18 protein-coding genes and 1 tRNA gene are annotated in these 16,139 nt (G+C 65.9%); 7 read left to right on the top strand and 12 right to left on the bottom strand.

The window, feature by feature from the left end; genetic code table 11:
• The first annotated feature begins 57 nt into the window (after positions 1-57).
• The gene (locus tag ACM0PY_RS14535) at positions 58-858 is read left to right on the top strand and encodes a hypothetical protein (RefSeq protein ID WP_134972376.1); all 801 of its coding nucleotides are present in this window, start codon (positions 58-60) and stop codon (positions 856-858) included.
• Between the two features lie 73 nt (positions 859-931).
• Here ACM0PY_RS14535 and ACM0PY_RS14540 read toward each other — a convergent pair whose 3' ends face one another.
• From ACM0PY_RS14540 to rocF, 3 genes are all read right to left on the bottom strand, one after another.
• On the bottom strand, positions 932-1,153 hold the full coding sequence (locus tag ACM0PY_RS14540; RefSeq protein WP_004153772.1) for a CsbD family protein: 222 nt from the start codon (positions 1,151-1,153) through the stop codon (positions 932-934).
• Positions 1,154-1,359: 206 nt separating this feature from the next.
• Positions 1,360-1,497, bottom strand: a complete 138-nt coding sequence (locus tag ACM0PY_RS14545) for an entericidin A/B family lipoprotein (RefSeq protein WP_005407710.1) — start codon at positions 1,495-1,497, stop codon at positions 1,360-1,362.
• 163 nt (positions 1,498-1,660) lie between these two features.
• The gene (gene rocF / locus ACM0PY_RS14550; protein WP_180885691.1) at positions 1,661-2,581 is read right to left on the bottom strand and encodes an arginase; all 921 of its coding nucleotides are present in this window, start codon (positions 2,579-2,581) and stop codon (positions 1,661-1,663) included.
• Positions 2,582-2,856: 275 nt separating this feature from the next.
• Between rocF and ACM0PY_RS14555 the strand changes: the two genes are divergently transcribed.
• Positions 2,857-3,306 carry a hypothetical protein gene (locus ACM0PY_RS14555; RefSeq protein ID WP_134956062.1) on the top strand — a complete coding sequence of 150 codons (450 nt, stop codon included), beginning with the start codon at positions 2,857-2,859 and terminating at the stop codon, positions 3,304-3,306.
• A 55-nt stretch (positions 3,307-3,361) separates the two neighbouring features.
• Here the strand turns inward: ACM0PY_RS14555 and ACM0PY_RS14560 are convergent, their stop codons facing one another.
• The gene (locus ACM0PY_RS14560) at positions 3,362-4,132 is read right to left on the bottom strand and encodes a DUF3011 domain-containing protein (protein WP_180885690.1); all 771 of its coding nucleotides are present in this window, start codon (positions 4,130-4,132) and stop codon (positions 3,362-3,364) included.
• Positions 4,133-4,719: 587 nt separating this feature from the next.
• Between ACM0PY_RS14560 and ACM0PY_RS14565 the strand changes: the two genes are divergently transcribed.
• The 3 genes from ACM0PY_RS14565 to ACM0PY_RS14575 all read left to right on the top strand — a co-directional run bounded on the left by ACM0PY_RS14565 (position 4,720) and on the right by ACM0PY_RS14575 (position 7,155).
• Positions 4,720-5,121, top strand: coding sequence for a hypothetical protein (locus ACM0PY_RS14565; protein ID WP_180885689.1), 402 nt, complete (start codon positions 4,720-4,722; stop codon positions 5,119-5,121).
• A gap of 287 nt (positions 5,122-5,408) precedes the next feature.
• On the top strand, positions 5,409-6,008 hold the full coding sequence (locus ACM0PY_RS14570; protein ID WP_180885687.1) for a hypothetical protein: 600 nt from the start codon (positions 5,409-5,411) through the stop codon (positions 6,006-6,008).
• 22 nt (positions 6,009-6,030) lie between these two features.
• Positions 6,031-7,155 (top strand): XVIPCD domain-containing protein, encoded by a 1,125-nt coding sequence (locus ACM0PY_RS14575; RefSeq protein WP_180885686.1) that lies wholly within the window; start codon positions 6,031-6,033, stop codon positions 7,153-7,155.
• A gap of 1,110 nt (positions 7,156-8,265) precedes the next feature.
• Here the strand turns inward: ACM0PY_RS14575 and ACM0PY_RS14580 are convergent.
• From ACM0PY_RS14580 to birA, 4 genes are all read right to left on the bottom strand, one after another.
• A tRNA-Thr gene (locus ACM0PY_RS14580) sits at positions 8,266-8,341 on the bottom strand.
• Between the two features lie 40 nt (positions 8,342-8,381).
• A complete protein-coding gene (locus ACM0PY_RS14585; protein WP_180885685.1) occupies positions 8,382-9,230 on the bottom strand; it encodes an SPOR domain-containing protein in 849 nt (282 codons plus the stop codon).
• A gap of 9 nt (positions 9,231-9,239) precedes the next feature.
• A complete protein-coding gene (locus tag ACM0PY_RS14590; protein WP_180885683.1) occupies positions 9,240-9,971 on the bottom strand; it encodes a type III pantothenate kinase in 732 nt (243 codons plus the stop codon).
• On the bottom strand, positions 9,968-10,936 hold the full coding sequence (gene birA, locus ACM0PY_RS14595; RefSeq protein WP_180885681.1) for a bifunctional biotin--[acetyl-CoA-carboxylase] ligase/biotin operon repressor BirA: 969 nt from the start codon (positions 10,934-10,936) through the stop codon (positions 9,968-9,970). The genes ACM0PY_RS14590 and birA overlap by 4 nt, the downstream gene beginning before the upstream one ends.
• Positions 10,937-11,080: 144 nt before the next feature.
• Here birA and ACM0PY_RS14600 point away from each other — a divergent pair, with 144 nt between their 5' ends.
• Together ACM0PY_RS14600 and ACM0PY_RS14605 are read left to right on the top strand one after the other, a co-directional pair.
• Entirely contained in the window at positions 11,081-11,365 is a 285-nt protein-coding gene (locus tag ACM0PY_RS14600) for a hypothetical protein (RefSeq protein WP_111201895.1), read from the top strand.
• 8 nt (positions 11,366-11,373) lie between these two features.
• Positions 11,374-12,123, top strand: a complete 750-nt coding sequence (locus ACM0PY_RS14605) for a M90 family metallopeptidase (RefSeq protein ID WP_134971547.1) — start codon at positions 11,374-11,376, stop codon at positions 12,121-12,123.
• A gap of 85 nt (positions 12,124-12,208) precedes the next feature.
• Here ACM0PY_RS14605 and ACM0PY_RS14610 read toward each other — a convergent pair whose 3' ends face one another.
• The 4 genes from ACM0PY_RS14610 to dusA all read right to left on the bottom strand — a co-directional run bounded on the left by ACM0PY_RS14610 (position 12,209) and on the right by dusA (position 16,038).
• Entirely contained in the window at positions 12,209-13,633 is a 1,425-nt protein-coding gene (locus ACM0PY_RS14610) for an ATP-binding protein (protein ID WP_111201893.1), read from the bottom strand.
• Between the two features lie 25 nt (positions 13,634-13,658).
• Positions 13,659-14,342, bottom strand: coding sequence for a response regulator transcription factor (locus tag ACM0PY_RS14615; protein ID WP_004136763.1), 684 nt, complete (start codon positions 14,340-14,342; stop codon positions 13,659-13,661).
• Between the two features lie 73 nt (positions 14,343-14,415).
• Positions 14,416-14,793 carry a hypothetical protein gene (locus ACM0PY_RS14620; RefSeq protein ID WP_111201892.1) on the bottom strand — a complete coding sequence of 126 codons (378 nt, stop codon included), beginning with the start codon at positions 14,791-14,793 and terminating at the stop codon, positions 14,416-14,418.
• A 213-nt stretch (positions 14,794-15,006) separates the two neighbouring features.
• Positions 15,007-16,038: a tRNA dihydrouridine(20/20a) synthase DusA gene (dusA, locus tag ACM0PY_RS14625; protein ID WP_235646844.1), complete on the bottom strand. Its 1,032-nt coding sequence runs from the start codon at positions 16,036-16,038 to the stop codon at positions 15,007-15,009.
• Between the last annotated feature and the right edge of the window lie 101 nt (positions 16,039-16,139).

Raw genomic sequence — 16,139 nt, forward strand, 5'->3', positions numbered from 1 at the left:
CCAACCCCGTCAGGGCCTGCGGCGCGTTCATTCACGCAACCCCGCTGGAGACGCCCGATGAAACGCCTGCTGCCCCTGCTGCTGATCCTGCCCCTGGCCGGCTTCCGCCCGGCTCCCCTGCCGCCGCCGGTGTACGACGGCGGCCCCGTGCGCATGGCCCTGGTCGACCGCGACCGCGGCACCGAACTGCGCAGCTACCCTGCCGAGGGCCAGCGCTGGGTGGCCGGCGAGCGCGGCCACCGCTACGCCGTGCGCCTGTACAACGACAGCGCTCGCCGGGTACTGGTAGTGCTGTCGGTGGACGGCGTCAACGCCATCTCCGGCGAGGATGCCGATCCCTCGCAGACCGGCTACGTGCTCAATCCCGGCCAGCGCGCCGACATCACCGGCTGGCGCAAGAGCCAGGACGAAGTGGCGCAGTTCGTGTTCAGCAGCCCCAGCGGCAGCTATGCCAGCCGCACCGGCCGCCCGGACAACATCGGTGTGGTCGGCGTGGCCGTGTTCGAGGAAGCGCGTCGCTGGCGCCCCGAGCCGATCCTGCGCCGTGGCCTGCCGCCGCCGGCTCCAGCCGCACAGGCCGAAGCGGCGGCCGACGCCAGTGCCAGCCGCATCGAGGGTTACGCCAGCAAGTCGCAGGCCCCGGCGCTGGGTACCGGCCATGGCGCACGCGAGCAATCCTCGGTACGCGACACCGACTTCGAACGTGCCAGCCGCAGCCCTGCACAGGTATTGCAGCTGCGCTACGACAGTGCCCGCAACCTGCGTGCGCGCGGCATCCTGGTCGATGCGCCCTCGCGCCTGCCGCGCGAACCGCAGGCGTTCCCCAACCGCTACGTGCCGGACCCTCCGGCCCGCTGATCGTCCCGCGCAGACAACACGACGCCCGCAACCTCACGGTGCGGGCGTCATGATGCGGGGGAAACCGAAGCGCTTACTTGTAGTCCGGGTAGTCCTTGCTCACCGCGTCCTGGAACTCACGCACTTCCTTCTCCGCGCGGTCCTTGGCCCAGCCATAACGTTCCTGCAGGCGGCCGGCCAGATACTCGGCATTGCCTTCGGCCACATCGAAGTCGTCGTTGGTCAGATCGCCCCACTTGGCCTGGGCCTTGCCCTTCAGCTGCGACCACTTGCCGGAAATGATGTCTTTGTTCATTGCTGGGAGTCCTTGGTTGCAACGGCGTTCTTACCGTGGCTCCAGCTTCGCGCAGTCGCTGTTGAGTACCGGTCAACCGGCAATGAAATGCACGCTCACCTGCTTGAATGGTTCACTACGCTTCGACACGTACGCTGCAGGGAAACGCGCAAGCAAAAAGGCCGGGGAGATCCCCCGGCCTTTTTGCTTTCCGTTCCAATTCAGGCTCAACGGCCCTTGGCGGCGTCCTCAACCTTTTCACCGGCCTTCTGCACGTCCTTGCCGGCACCGGCCACGGTGTTGCAACCGGCCAGCAGGGCCACCGAGAACATCGACAACAGCATCAGGGCAACTACGCGCTTCATGGGCTTCTCCTTGGGTTCGCCGCTATACCGCTTCATTCGCGGATGGGATTCTTTCGCTCGGCGGGAGGGCACCAATGCCCACTGCCGCCGCGTGAAGTGCAATCTGGCGGCAGGGGCGTGGAGCGGGCGTGAACGGTTCGGCGATCCGTTCAGCAGGGGGCGGTCAGTCGCGCATCAGGGTGGACTTGCCGAACAGGCTTTCCACCAGGTCCACGGCCAGTTCGGCGGTGGCATTCTGCTTGTCCAGCAAGGGGTTGAGCTCGACGATGTCCAGCGATCCCATGCGCCCTGTATCGGCGATCATTTCCATCACCAGCTGCGCCTCGCGGTAGTTCACCCCGCCCGGCACCGTCGTGCCGACGCCCGGCGCGATGCTGGGGTCGAGGAAGTCGACATCGAAGCTGACATGCAGGTGGGTGTTCTCGTCGATGCCGGCCAGCGCCGCCTCCACCGCGCGCTTCATGCCGTTCTCATCGATGTAGCGCATGTCGTACACATCGACCTTGTGGGTCTTGATCAGGCGCTTCTCTTCCGGGTCCACCGAACGGATGCCGATCTGGTGCATCTGCGCCGGGGTGATCGCCGGTGCGCTGCCGCCCAGACGGGTCAGCGCGTCCGGGCCGAGGCCGCACAGGCAGGCCACCGGCATGCCGTGGATGTTGCCCGACGGCGTGACATCGCTGGTGTTGAAGTCCGAATGCGCGTCCAGCCACAGCACGCGCAGATTCTTCCCCTGCTCGCGGCACCAGCGCGCGACGGCGGTGATCGAACCGATGCCCAGGCAATGGTCGCCACCGAGCATGATCGGCATGCGCCCGGCCTTCAGCTCGGCGTAGCTGGCTTCCATCAGTGCGCGGTTCCAGGCCACCACCTCATCCAGGTGGCGGTAGCCCTCCACCGGCGCGGTCCACGGGTTGCGCGGGCCATCCAGGTTGCCCACGTCGCGCACGTCCACGCCGCGGGCCTCCAGCGCCTCCGGCAGGCCCGCCACGCGCAGCGCCTCCGGCCCCAGCCGCGCACCGCGATGGCCCGCACCGACATCGGTGGGAACGCCGATCAGGGATACGGAAATGGGATGGGCCATGGGTGCCTCCTGCGGTGCGGAAAAAGAAGCACAGTCTAGCCAGAGCTGTGTGACACCACTCGCGGCGGTGCAGCAGGGCATGGGTCAGATCGCCGCGGCCTGCCAGCCGTATCCGGTCAGGCATTCCAGCGCTGGGTCGTCAGGAATTGGACCTTCCGCGATCCACCTCACATCCCGGTCGGTTTCGCCTCTTACGCAAGGCTGTTGTTGTGTCCACGCTGCGCAGGCACCCTGAAGGTGCCGCCTCACTTCCTCAATCATGGAGCACCACGCGCATGAAACATGCACTCAATGGACTTGCGGTACTGGCAATTGCCCTGGGCGGACTGTTTCCCGCCGCTGCCAGTGCACCCTCGCAACGCATCACGCATACGGTGACCTCCGATGCGTATCCCATGCAGACGGCGGGCGCACGCCAGGTACTCGACTGGGTTGCGCAGCGGGTGAAGCCGTCGTTCGCCCCGCAGGGCTACGGCAACGTACAGGTGGAACGACAGGCAGTCTCCGTAGGCCGCGCGTCTGCACGCTCGGACGAATCGATTCCCGGCAAGCTGCCGGACCAGGGCATTCCCGGTGAGATCTACCGGGTGGAAAACCTGCTTCCCGACGGCTCCATCCAGACGTGGGAATTCACCTGGGTGGAGCCCTCATCCGGCCATGGAGGCGGCTGGAACGTAACCGGCTACACCTACAAGAAGGGAAATGACCCGGTGAACCAGCAGTAGCGGAACGGGGGCAACGCGCACCGCGCTGCCCCCTTAGACACGCCGCCGCCGCGCCTCAACCGCCGCGGCGGCGAACCGGCGTCAGGCTCTGCGCCTGACCGTTGTTGCGCATCATGCACAGGAAACGGCCGTCGGGATAATCGATGATCAGTTCCTGGTAATCGCTGCCCACCGGCATCTGGGTGACCAGCGCGCCCTGAGCGCCCTTGCGCATGTTGCAGGCGCCCAACGCGGTATCGCCTGCCGGCGCCGGGGTGGTCACCGAAGACACATTGCGGAACACCGCGCGGCAGCCGCCATTGACCCACACCGAGTGCCGCGACAGGCCCCAGTTCTTACCTTCCTCGCAGCGGGTGCGGCTGAGCTGGCGCACGATTTCCACATTGCCGCGGGTATTCAGATCGCACGACACCTGCTGCTGGCCGGTGGATTCGCAGGTGACTTCGCGCGGCAGCGCGGCATCCCCGGCGGCACCGTCGCGAGAGCGTTCGCCGTTTGCGGCGGGCGCAGGCGTGCCGCTGGCGCTGACTTGGCAGATGCCATTGGCGCCGCCACGGCCGGTGTAGCTGACCTGCGGCGCGCCGTCATCGTTGCGGCTGATCGACAGGGTGATGCCGCTGTTGGCATCGCGTGCTTCGAAATAGCGGTCGTTGAAGCGCTTCAGCGCCGTCTCGCGGCCCTGCACGTAGACCGGCCCGCCATCGTCTGCGTGAACATCGATGCCGCCCGGGCAGCTGGCGTTGAAGAACGGCACGGCGGCCATGGCCGGGGCTGCGAAGGTTGTGACCAACAGTGCGACGGTGAGCGGCAGGGCGTGGCGACGCATGGGCGGGTCCCGAAGGGCATGTGCCCCCAGTATGTGTCGGGGGTCTGCAAATGGTCTGTGAGGAGAATCAAAAAAGCCGGCAGCGCATTCGGGCGTTTGTGTTTGCTATGGTAGCTGTGGAGCCTTGCCCGGGCTGTTAAGTCACCTTTACTTCGTGGGCCAGCTCAGGGCATGCGGCAGCGATGGTTCGGGCAGATTTCTCGCTGATGGCGCCACTGCGCAATCTGTCGCTTCTGGCATTGCGATGCTCGAAACGGGCCAAACGCGATAATTCATTTTTCCTTTCAGATCTCCCGATGCCATCGAAACAAACGACTGGCAGGCGGTGATTTCACGTGCGCATGATGAATCGCCACCTTAAGCGAAGTGGCCGGGATTTCCAACCCGAAGACTGAAAGCTGTATACGCTTGCCAGCCGGCGTCGTCCTTTCCAGGTGCGGCGCCGGCTGGCAATCCGTTCGCCGATCGACGGCGGGCGGTGCGTGGGGGCCTCGTGCCCACCGGCTAATTCAGTCCCGGGATTGGAAACCACGTATCGCCCGCCACCTTACCGTGGCGGCACCTCTGTTCCTGACGAGGATGCCCGCATGTCCAGAACCCCTCACCCGTATCTGACCGCCACCCTCGGCGAGGCCGCGCTGCGCCTGCCACCTGAACTGGCGCAGCCGTTGGAAGCCGCTTTCGCCGCCACGAACGAGGCGCCTGCGTCCATCAACCTGCCCAGCTGCCTGCAGCGCATCCGCGCCGGTGACGCCGCCGATGGACAGCCGTGGACGGGGCCCGCCAGCACACCCGGCCAGGCCGTGGCCGCCGCACGCCGGGATCGCGCTGCGGTGGGTTTGGTGTCGCTGTTGGAGCTGTACCACGCCGCCGAGCGCGTGCGCGTGGACGGGGAAAAGAAAGACGACATCGGCGACGGCACGCGCGAAGGACTGATGCTGGCCTGCCGGGGACTGGCGGAGTATGTGGCGTTGCAGGTGCGTAGCTGAGGCTGCTGCGGTCGCAGTGTGTGTGCGGCGTTGATCGAAGGATCTGCCCACGTCATACATTGAGCTGACTCACCGGGTTGGGGCGAGAAGACCGGCGAAAGGCGGTTTCTTCATTTTCGTTCCCCCGCCTTTGCGACCGGCGCCGCGCCGACGCATCATGCTCGGCGCATGCCCATGCTGCTCTGGCATGCAAGCGCACACCCAAGGCACGGATCACGGACCCAATCCGCAGTCAAAAGATGCTGTGCTAGATTCAAGAGCGTGACAGTGGCGCGAGAGATGCTTTCATGGATGCGTGGGTCGAGAAATGCGATTCTTCATCAAAACGCGGACTTCGGCGCCGCCTCTGGATCGCAGCGCGTCGTCGCCTCGCGATCGTTATTCCGGCGCTGGTGCTGACAGCATGTTCGAGCGCCGCGACGCCGCCCCCATCAGATCATGTGAATCAAAGACAGGCCATCAAATCAGGGAGTGAAGCTGGTATGGAGCGATTCAAGAACAGCATCGAGCGATTGTCCAATGTGCGTTTTGGCGATATCGATGCGTTGAACGAACAGCTTCACACGCATCTTGGAAAGCCGACCCGGCAGGGCCTGAGAGACGAGCGAACCGCAGAACGTGGAATGTTGGGCGGCCTTGAAGTTCGGAACATCTCACTGAGAAGTGCTGTCGATAATCCTGCGCAGGCGAAGCTGACCTTCGATGTCGCGCCACCGAGCGTCGCGCTCAAAGAAGTCATCTGGGAGGGAACCGCGCAATATCCACCTCGGCCTGATGCCCCTGACTCACGCCCTTACTGGACCGCGCCAGTGAACGGTGCTGAGGTTGTACTCACTCTGGCCTCTGACAATGCGACATTGACCCACGTATTGATCAGTCAGCGTTGACCCCCAGGGCAGGAGCTCCAACATGGAACGTACTGAAGACTCTGTACTGCCGCAGCCGCAGGGGGGGCCTCGCCCAGGACCCGTACGTCGGCCGGACTCCCCGTTAGCTGACCCCTCGCTGGCGCCGCTTCTAGCGAAATCCCCAACACTTCGGGCGGGTCTCGCACAGGCCGAGCGCGACGATCTGGAGGTTGTCTGGGGACAAGCCGGTAGGGGCACCTATCTTGTTCCCGGTGAGAAGATCGTTATTGACGAGAACGCGGTTGGACAAGGCTCCAGAATCGCGCGCTCTCTTTCACACGAGGTGGGGCATCATCTCTTCACCGAACGTCCCGATCCGACGTCCAAGCAAACCTATGTAAACACCCTGCTACGCGGAGAAGCCGCTGCGACGCTCAGTAATGTCCAGGTCCAGCGTGAACTAATTGCGGCCGGTGGACCAGACATTGGCGTGTCGGGTACGGGTAATCGACCGCAACAATATGGAGCCATTGCCGTTGAACTCCAGGCCGGGCGCATCAATCGAAACCAGGCGCTTGGACAGATCGCTGAGGTGTTCAAAACGGAGGCTCCTTCTGTTGGTCCTCATGCGACATACGAGCTTTACTATGGCGCGCACTATGATCAGCACATAGCACCCACGCAGCGTCGACGTAGGCCCGAGCCAGAATTTGACGCCGAGCGCACTTCGGCTGCGGAAAGAGACGCCGTGGTCGCCGACGACTCACTCTCAGTGCAGCGAACAGCTTCCTCAGTAGCTGAACTCGGAAACGCTGACCGCTCTCTCTACATGCAGATAAGAGCGGGTGTGGAACGCTTGGACGCCCAGAGCGGGAAGCAGTGGGATGAGTCGAGCCAGCGCTTGTCCGCGAGTCTGTTGGTGCTCGCGAAGGAGCAAGGGTTTTCAAGAGTTGACCAGGTTGTATTGAACAACCCGACAGAGTCCCTTGCACGTGGCGAGAAAGTCTTCATCGTCGAGGGGGCGATGGACGATCCTGCCCAACGCCGTGGAACCATGAATACGATGGACGCGCTTCGCGTGCCTGAAGCAGAGTCCCTTCATCGCGCTGAAGTGTTGGCCGCAAATCTTGAACAGCATCCGGCGCAGCAGGTTCATGCGCAGGACGGGCCATCCTTCTCAAGGTAAGGCTGTCGACGCAACCGCTCTGCCGCTCTTCGAACAAATGGGAGTACCTGGAGCAGCGCGAAGAGGCGCTGAATCATGGGGATTGGGCGATTATCCTAGTCGAACGGATGACCTGATTGTCGTGGAACACCTGACACGATTCGCTGGAGCGGAGGCATCAGCCCCGCTTTTATTTGGGGACAGAATGCACACAATCGCAATCTTCCTGGTTGGCGTCTGCACCATCGTTCTTTCAGGCTGCGCATCTACGATACTTCCCAATGGGGTTGGCTCAGCGGGATACACTGAAGTTGTTTCCGTCCCTCTAGGCCCTCTTCGCTACTTGTACACGGCATCCATGCTTCCTGGTCACGATGCCGTAGGTGCCACTTATCTCGTCCGCTGCACGAACACTGCGCGGACGATCAGCCTGCAGATCGCGGATGGGCTGGTGCTTGATGCCGCAGATGTGTGCGCACGTGTCGATGCTGCGGCTGCGGCATCCGAGTCATGGATACCGGCAGCATCAAACAGGTACCGAATCCTTCTTGTGCCGGAAGGCACTGCTGGGGCAATACGAGCAAGATCGCTTGGCCTCTTTGCCACAGGCAGGCAGCTTGCGTTTGTGGCACCTGTATACAGCAATCAACATAGAACCTTCGCGAATCTTGTTGACTTGGTTGCGCACGAGAGCTTTCACGCTTTAGGCCACGCTGAAAAAAATCCCCGAGGACGGGACGAAAGAAGCGCCTACTACGCGGGCCTGTGCGCGCAGCTTCGGGTCAACGGCCTCATTGCGGAAGAAGACTTACCGGGGGCCCCTCTCGCGTCCGGCGATCAGGCGGTACGCTACTCCTCGCAGGAAGCCTATCGCGTGCGACTGGAAACCTATCCGTTGCTGGCGGACGGAGGCATCCGGCTTGGAGCTTCATCCGGCGACTTGATGCTGGACCGATGCCAGCAGATCAGAAGCGAGGTTGCCGGGGTTCAGTCGAGCTCATTAGTTCCTCCTAGGGGTCTGCTTCCCTGAGGTCAGCATAGAGACGGACGGCAAACGTAGAAAAGCCAGCGTACCGCGCTGGCCTTTTTCATTGAAACCCCTGTTTTCAAAGCGTTTCAGAGCTTCCCAGGTGGTGCCGCTTATCCGAATCGAACGGATGACCTACTGTTTACAAGACAGTTGCTCTACCAACTGAGCTAAAGCGGCATGGGTGGTGCACCGGCGGCAGCGCCGCGGTCAGGGGATTCTAGCGCAACCGCGTGCATTCCAGCGACCGGCTCTGTGCCGCCCCGCTGCGCTGCTGGGCCTGCGCCAGCTGCGTGCCCGCCGCCAGCTGCCCTTCCAGCCACCATTGGCCGGCGTCGCCGCTGGCGACCAGGCGCGGCTGGAAGCCGGCGGCCTGCACCGCCGCCATGCGCCGTTCGGCGCCTTCGCGGTTGCGGTACTGGCCCAGCGCCACGGCGTTGGCCTCCTCGCCCTGGCTGATGATGTAGTAGTCGCTCAGGCCGGCGGCGACAATGCGTTTCACGGTGGCCTGGGCTTCGTCACGGTTGGCGGCGGCCGGCAGCATCACCCGGTAACGGGCGCTGCCGCTGGCAGCGGGCTGTTCGCGCAGGTGCACCTGGCTGAGCAGCGTGCCGGCCTTGCCCTGCGCGCTGCTCGCGGCGGCGCGGTCGGCGAACGGGCCCAGCGCGACGCAGCGCGGCGGCTCGGCGGCCGCGGGCGGGGTGACGGGCTTTTCCGGTGCCGGAACGGGTACAGGCGGTGTTCCCGGCTTGGCGGCGTCAGCAACCGGCGCAGCCTCAGCCACCTGCGGCTTGGCGATCTCCGGCTTGGCCGGCGCAACGGGCGCGGGTGTCGCAGCCACCGCGGTCTTCGCCGCCGGTTCGCGCTCCATCAGCGATGCGGTCTGGGCGGCGGCGGTGGCCTCGGCTGCGGCATTGGCATCCGCGCCACCCGGCACCCAGCGCAGCTCGGCGACGCCAGCCGGTTGCGGCGCAGGCGCAGGCTTCTGCGGCGCATCGCGCAGCAGCCACCAGCAGGCGACGCCGAGATTGAGAATGGCCAGTACGACGATCAGGGCACGGGTGAGCATGCGCGGATACTAGCGCGCGGGCTGGTGCACCGCCCAGCGGGCGAGGCCATCCAGCACCAGCGAGGGGTGGTAATCGGCAGCGGGCAGCAACGGCATCAGCGCCGCTGCGCCGCCACCGTGCACCAGCAGCGACGGTGCCACGCCCAGCAGCGTGTGCGCGTGCTGCGCGCTGCGTTCAATCAGCGCCACCGCAGCGCCATCGCAGCCGGAGGCCAGCGCGTCGGCGGTGTCGTTGGCGAACTCACTGTAGCCGCCACCGGTCGCGGGCAGCTGCACGGCACGGGCATGCAGTGCTTCGCGCATGGTGGTGGGCGATGCGGAGATGCGGCCACCGTGGTGCTGGCCGTCGGCATCGAGCAGATCAATCGTCAGTGCGGTGCCCACGCCGACCACCAGCACCGGGCGCTGCGCCTTGGCCGCAGCCAGCAGGGCCAGGAAGCGGTCGACGCCGAACTTTTCCGGCCTGGCATAGGCAATGCGCACGCCGGCGCATTCGGCGCTGGTGCGCACCACGTGCACGTTTTCGAAGCGGCGTTGCAGCTGGTCCAGCATCGCGCTGGTCAGCGACGGTGCCGCCACGCTGGCCACGAACGCGGTGCGGCCGCTGGGCAGGCTGTGCGGCGGCTGCCCGGCCATGCCTTCGGCGCCATGCGCCCAGGCCTGTACGTCACCGGCACGGTCACCCTGCAACGGCGCGAACTTGAAGCGCGAGTTGCCGAGGTCGAACAACCAATCGCTCATGCCGCCCTCACGCTGACTTCGCCGGCGTGCAGCAGGCGTTCCTGGCCATCGATGCGCACGCGCAATGCGCCGTCATCAGCCAGGCCAAGCGCAGTACCGTGCTGCCACTGCCCGTCCAGTTCCACGCGCACTTCGCGGCCGGCCAGCATGTCGAAGGCGGCGTAGCGCGGCAGGAACGGAGCAAGACCTTCACGATCGAATTCCTCCAGCGCCGGCAGCAGCCGCGCCAGCACGGCGGCAACGACCACGTTTCGATCCACTGGCTTGCCAGCCAGCGTGTCCAGGTCCACCCACGGCTGGGTGATCTGCTCGCCGAACGACGGCGGCATGTGGGTGTTGATGCCGATGCCGATCACCGCGCGCGCCGGGCCGGCGTATTCGCCACCGCCCTCGGCAAGCAGGCCGACCAGCTTGCGCTTGCCATCGACGATCAGGTCGTTCGGCCACTTCAACTGCGCTTGGGTGTAGCCCAGGTCGTGCAGCGCTTCGGCCACGGCAATGCCGGCCACCAGGCTCAACCCGGCCAGGCGGCCCAGGCCGCCGGAGTACAGGCGCATCACCGACAGGTAGATATGCGCGGCCAACGGCGAGGCCCAGGTGCGGCCACGACGGCCGCGGCCACCGGTCTGGCGTTCGGCCAGCAGCACGCTGACCCCGCGCTGGGGCGCGCTGCACCGCAGCAATTCAGCGTTGGTGGAGTCCACCGTCCAGGCCACGTGCAGGTCGTGCAGCAGGGCCTGGGCATCGGCGGGCAGGCCGGCGCGGATCGCCGCCGGGTCCAGCAGGTCGACCGGGCGGGTCAGGCCATAGCCCTCGCCAGCACGGCCCTCGATGTCCACACCTGCGGCCCTAAGCCCTTGAATACGCTTCCAAATAGCCGCCCGGGTCTGGCCCAGCTCTCGGGCCAGGGCGTCGCCGGACAGGCGACCGGCAGCGAGTTTGGCCAGCAATTGGCGATCGTCCACGGCAGCTTCCACGAAGTCAGGCAGGAATTATGCGGGAAAGCCGCCAGCGACGCCTGCCACGCTGGGTTCCGCAGGGGCTTCCAACGAGGCGCCGGGTTCGGGCTAGAATCGGGAACTCACCCTCCCTTAACGTGGATGTCGTCAATGCGCCGTTATGCCCATTGCCTGATCCTGCTGATGATGCCCTTCGCGGCGTCTGCAACGGCAGCGCTGGACGACAGCCGGGGCGCCTGCGTGTCCTCCAACGGTGATGCCGCCTCGCAGCGCGCGCCGACCGCGACCGCCTCGGCTGCGACCACCAAGCCGGCACCGGTACGCCCTGCGGCCAGCAATGCCACCAGCACCGGGGGCGGCGGCAGCGACGACGACGTGCTGCAGCGCATCCGTGCGCCGAAGTGGCACAGCTACCTGCCGGGAATGTTCCGCTGATCAAGTCGTTGCTGCAGTGGCTGCGGCCCTCGCCGCGGCCGATCGATGATGCGCTTTGGGAAGACGCCTGCCGCCGTGCGGCCTGGCTGCACGGCCTGGACGACGAACGCCGCGCGCGACTGCGCGTGCTGGCCACGCGCTTCCTGCATGAGAAGACCATTACCCCTGTCGGCGAACTGCAACTGCAGGCTGGCGATGGCGTGCTGCTGGCCGCACTGTGCTGCCTGCCGCTGCTGGAATTCGGTGAAGTGGGGCTGGAAGGCTGGTCACAGCTGATCGTCTACCCGGATGCGTTCCGCGTGCACCGCAGCCACATGGATGCGGCCGGCGTGCTGCACGAGTGGGATGACGAGCTGATCGGCGAGTCGTGGGACAGTGGTCCGTTGATCCTGTCCTGGGCCGACGTGCAGGCCGACCTGGCCGCGCCGCACGAGGGCTACTGCGTGGCGGTGCATGAGATGGTGCACAAGCTCGATGCACTGGATGGCGCGATGGACGGCACACCGCCACTGCCGCGGCAATGGCAGCGCGAGTGGGCGGCCACGTTCCAGCGCGCCTACGACGCCTTCTGCGCGCAGGTGGACGCCGGCGAAGAGACCCTGATCGATCCGTATGCAGCCGAGGCGCCGGAGGAGTTCTTCGCGGTGAGCAGCGAGTACCACTTCTCGGCACCGGATCTGCTGCAGCAGGCGTTGCCGGAGGTCGCCGCGCAGCTGCGGCGGTTCTACGGCGAGCCGCCGAAGATCGAAATGCCGTAGTGCCGGCCGCTGGCCGGCAACCTCATGATCTTCGATGACATTGCCTGGTTGCCGGCCAGCGGCCGGCACTACCGATCAACGATGTTTACGGCCCCGGCGGCAAGCGCACTTCGAAGCGTGCGCCACCCAGTTCGGCCGAACGGCCCACGATCAGTTCGCCGCGGTAGTCCTTGATCAGGTCCTGCACGATCGACAGGCCGATGCCGTGGCCCTGCACGCGCTCGTCGCCACGCACGCCACGCTGCAGCACCTTGCCGATGTCATCCGGGGCGATGCCCGGGCCATCGTCGTCCACCGCCAGCAGCAGGCCGGCACGGCGCGCGTTCGGCGCCGGCAGCGGCTGCGCGGTCAGCAGCACGCGGCGGTTGGCCCACTTGAAGGCGTTCTCCAGCAGGTTGCCGAGCAGTTCCTGCAGGTCACCCGGCTCGCCGTGAAAGCGCGCGGCCGGGTCGATATCGAATTCGCACAGCACGCCCTTGGAGGCGTAGACCTTTTCCAGGCCACGCACGATTTCCTCGGCGTTGGACTCGATCGGCAGCGGCGCGGAGAACAGCTTGTGGCCCGACGAGGCCGCGCGTGCCAACTGGTACGAAACCAGGTTGTTCATGCGCTGCAGCTGCACGTCCAGTTCTTCGCGCAGCGCACCGTCGCCGGCGCCGCTGTCCATCTGCGTGCGCAGTACCGCGATTGGCGTTTTCAGGCTGTGCGCCAGATCGGCAAGGGTATTGCGCTGGCGCTCGAGGTTCTCGCGCTCGCTTTCGATGAAGGCGTTGATGCTGTCGGTCAGCGGTTCCAGCTCGCGCGGGTGGCGCTCGCTCATGCGCTCGGTCTCGCCGCGCTGCACCTTGGTCAGCTCGGTGATCACCCGGCGCAGCGGGCGCAGGCTCCACTGCAGGATGACGGTCTGCAGCAGCAGCAGGATCAGGCCGATGCCGCCCAGGTAGAACCAGACGCGGCCACGGAACACGCGCAGCTGCGCACCCAGCGCGCGCGAGTCTTCCATCACATAGATGGTGTAGGGGAATTCAGTGGCGGGGTCGGCGTCGGCGCCCCACACCAGGCCCAGGCCATAGCGGTACACCGAGCCCTGGCTGCCATCGATCTGGATCATCGGCAGCGGGCCTTCGAACACTTCCTGGCGCGGTGCCAGCAGGCCGCCGCCCACGGTGGGCAGCATCGGGCCTTCGGCGGACATCGAATTGCCCTTGCCGTGCGGCATCACCACCTGCAGGTACAGGCCACTGCCGGGTACGTCGAAGCGCGAATCCGGCGGCTGCTCGCGGATGTACAGCGAGCGGTCGCGGGTGAAGTCGATGCCGGCCGCGTAGGAGGTGGCGTAGTTCTTCAGGCGCTCACGCAGGTTCGCCTTCGCCGTATCGGCGAAGGCGGCGTCGAGCGCGTAGCCGGCCAGCGCCAGGAACGCGACCAGGCCCACGGACGCGGCGAGCATCTGGCGCGCCTGCAGTGAGCGCGGCCGCCAGCGTCGGAAGAACCACAGACGGCCGGACATCGTGTTATCGCCAGGGTGAGCCGGCTCAGCCCTCGTTGCGCGGGATCGCGAAACGGTAGCCGCGACCGCGCACGGTCTCGATCGGCTTCAGTTCGCCATCCGGGTCCAGCTTCTTGCGCAGGCGGCCGATGAAGACCTCCAGCACGTTGGAGTCGCGGTCGAAGTCCTGCTGGTAGATGTGTTCGGTGAGGTCGGCCTTGGAGACCAGTTCACCGGCATGCATCATCAGGTACTCCAGCACCTTGTACTCGTAGCTGGTCAGGTCGACATTGCTGCCGGCCACGCTGACCGTCTGGGCAGCAAGGTCCAGGGCGACCGGGCCGCATTCCAGGGTCGGCTTGCTCCAGCCGGCGGCGCGGCGCAGCAGCGCGTTGACGCGGGCCAGCAGCTCTTCGACGTGGAACGGCTTGACCAGGTAATCGTCGGCGCCCTGCTTCAGGCCCTCGACCTTGTCCTGCCAGCTCGAACGCGCGGTCAGGATCAGCACCGGGAACTTCTTGCCTTCGTCACGCAGGGCCTTGATCAGCTCCATGCCCGACATCTTGGGCAGGCCGAGGTCGATGATGCCGACATCGAACGGAACTTCGCGCCCCATGTAGAGGCCTTCCTCGCCGTCCTGCGCAGCATCGACGGCAAAGCCTTCGCGCTTGAGCCGGGCTGCCAGGGTCTCACGCAGCGGGGCTTCGTCTTCGACCAGAAGGATACGCATGAACTCTCCCTAGTGTCCTGGGTGTGGCCCGGAGGCCTGTGGGGTACGGGTTGATAGCGACGACTATCCCTGTTCAGGGGTTATCGCCGCGTAGTGATGACATATCCGACCGCGGCGTGCGCGGCTGTGAACGCGACGGGGCAGGGTCGTCCATGTAGCGGACCCGGCCCCGGTCGTCCATGTACTTCACCCGGTTGATATCACGACCATCGAACGGCACACGCTCGGCGCCGAGGATGTGGCCGCCGGTGCTGCGCTGCACGCGGCGCACGGCATCTGACAGCGAACGCTCGTCGCCACGGTTGCCGCGCTCTCCCCGATCCATCATTTCCGCCCGTGCCTGCTCGCCGCGCGGCGGCTGTTGCGCCAACGCCGAAGACAGCGGCGCAGCCCACAGCACCACGCAGGTGGTGGCCAGGGCAATGCGGCAATGGAAGGGAGCGGAAGACATCGATGCGATCCTAGCCGAGCACGGCGATTCGTTCAAAAGTCGTAAATCCGGATGCCGGGTTCGGGACCCGGCGCTTTACAAATCCTTTGCAAATTCTTGGTTTGGGGCAGTGAATCCGGTCTGAACTTTTCCGGCCGCAGCCCTGCGATGTTCAGCTAGGTGAACATTCGGGACGAATCGCCGTCCCTTGTCAAGTCAGGAATGTGACTTCGGTCACGCTGCAGCGCGATCGGCTTCGCGCTCGGTGACCGACAGCGCCTGCTCGACCAAGCTCCAGTCGGCGCCCGGGCGGTGCGCGCCCTCGCTCAGCACCTGGCGGAACGCGCGGCCACCGGGCTGGCCGTGGAACAGGCCGAGCAGGTGGCGGGTGATGTGCTTCAGCGCCAGGCCTTCGCCCAGGCGCGCTTCCACGTAGGGACGCAGCGTGCGCAGCAGGTCGCCGCGGGCCTGCAGCGGGGCGCCGGTCTGCAGCGCCTCCAGCTGATGCAGCAGGTAGGGGTCGTGGTAGGCCGCGCGGCCCAGCATCACGCCATCGACGTGCGCGGCCTGCGCCTGCACCGCCTCGATGGTGGCCAGGCCGCCATTGAGCACCACCGGCAGCGCCGGGCGCTCGTGCTTCAGCCGGTAGGCCCAGTCGTACTTCAACGGCGGAACCTCGCGGTTCTCCTTCGGCGACAGGCCCTTCAGCCAGGCATTGCGGGCGTGCACCACCACCATCGCGGCGCCGGCCTCGACCTGGCGATCGACGAAACTGGCGAATACCTCGTAGTTGTCGTCTTCGTCCACGCCCAAGCGGCATTTCACCGTCACCGGGATGTCCACTGCCTCGACCATGGCCGACACGCATTCGGCCACCAGCACCGGCTCGCGCATCAGGCAGGCACCAAAGCGCCCGGCCTGCACGCGGTCGGACGGGCAGCCGCAGTTGAGGTTGACCTCGTCGTAGCCCCAGTCGGCGGCGATGCGCGCGGCCTGCGCCAGCAGCGCCGGATCGCTGCCACCGAGCTGCAGTGCCAGCGGCTGTTCGCTGACATCGAAACCGAGCAGGCGCTGGCGATCGCCATGGATGACCGCATTGGCGTGCACCATTTCGGTGTACAGCCGCGCACCCGGCGCCAGCAGGCGGTGGAACACCCGGCAATGGCGGTCGGTCCAGTCCATCATGGGCGCGACGGACAGGCGCAGGGAATCAGCGTAACGGGCGGTGGCGGACGTCATCGGGCGGTTGATCGTGGAGACTGGCATTGCCAGTGAGATCAATAGTTTACACCGGGCGGATGAATGGCGGCGGGCAGCCGGGATGCAGGCCGGGTTGCCGCTGCCGCCCTTGCGTGGGGATACTCGGT

It is taken from the genome of Stenotrophomonas sp. BR163 (assembly GCF_047520985.2).
GTDB lineage: Bacteria > Pseudomonadota > Gammaproteobacteria > Xanthomonadales > Xanthomonadaceae > Stenotrophomonas > Stenotrophomonas sepilia.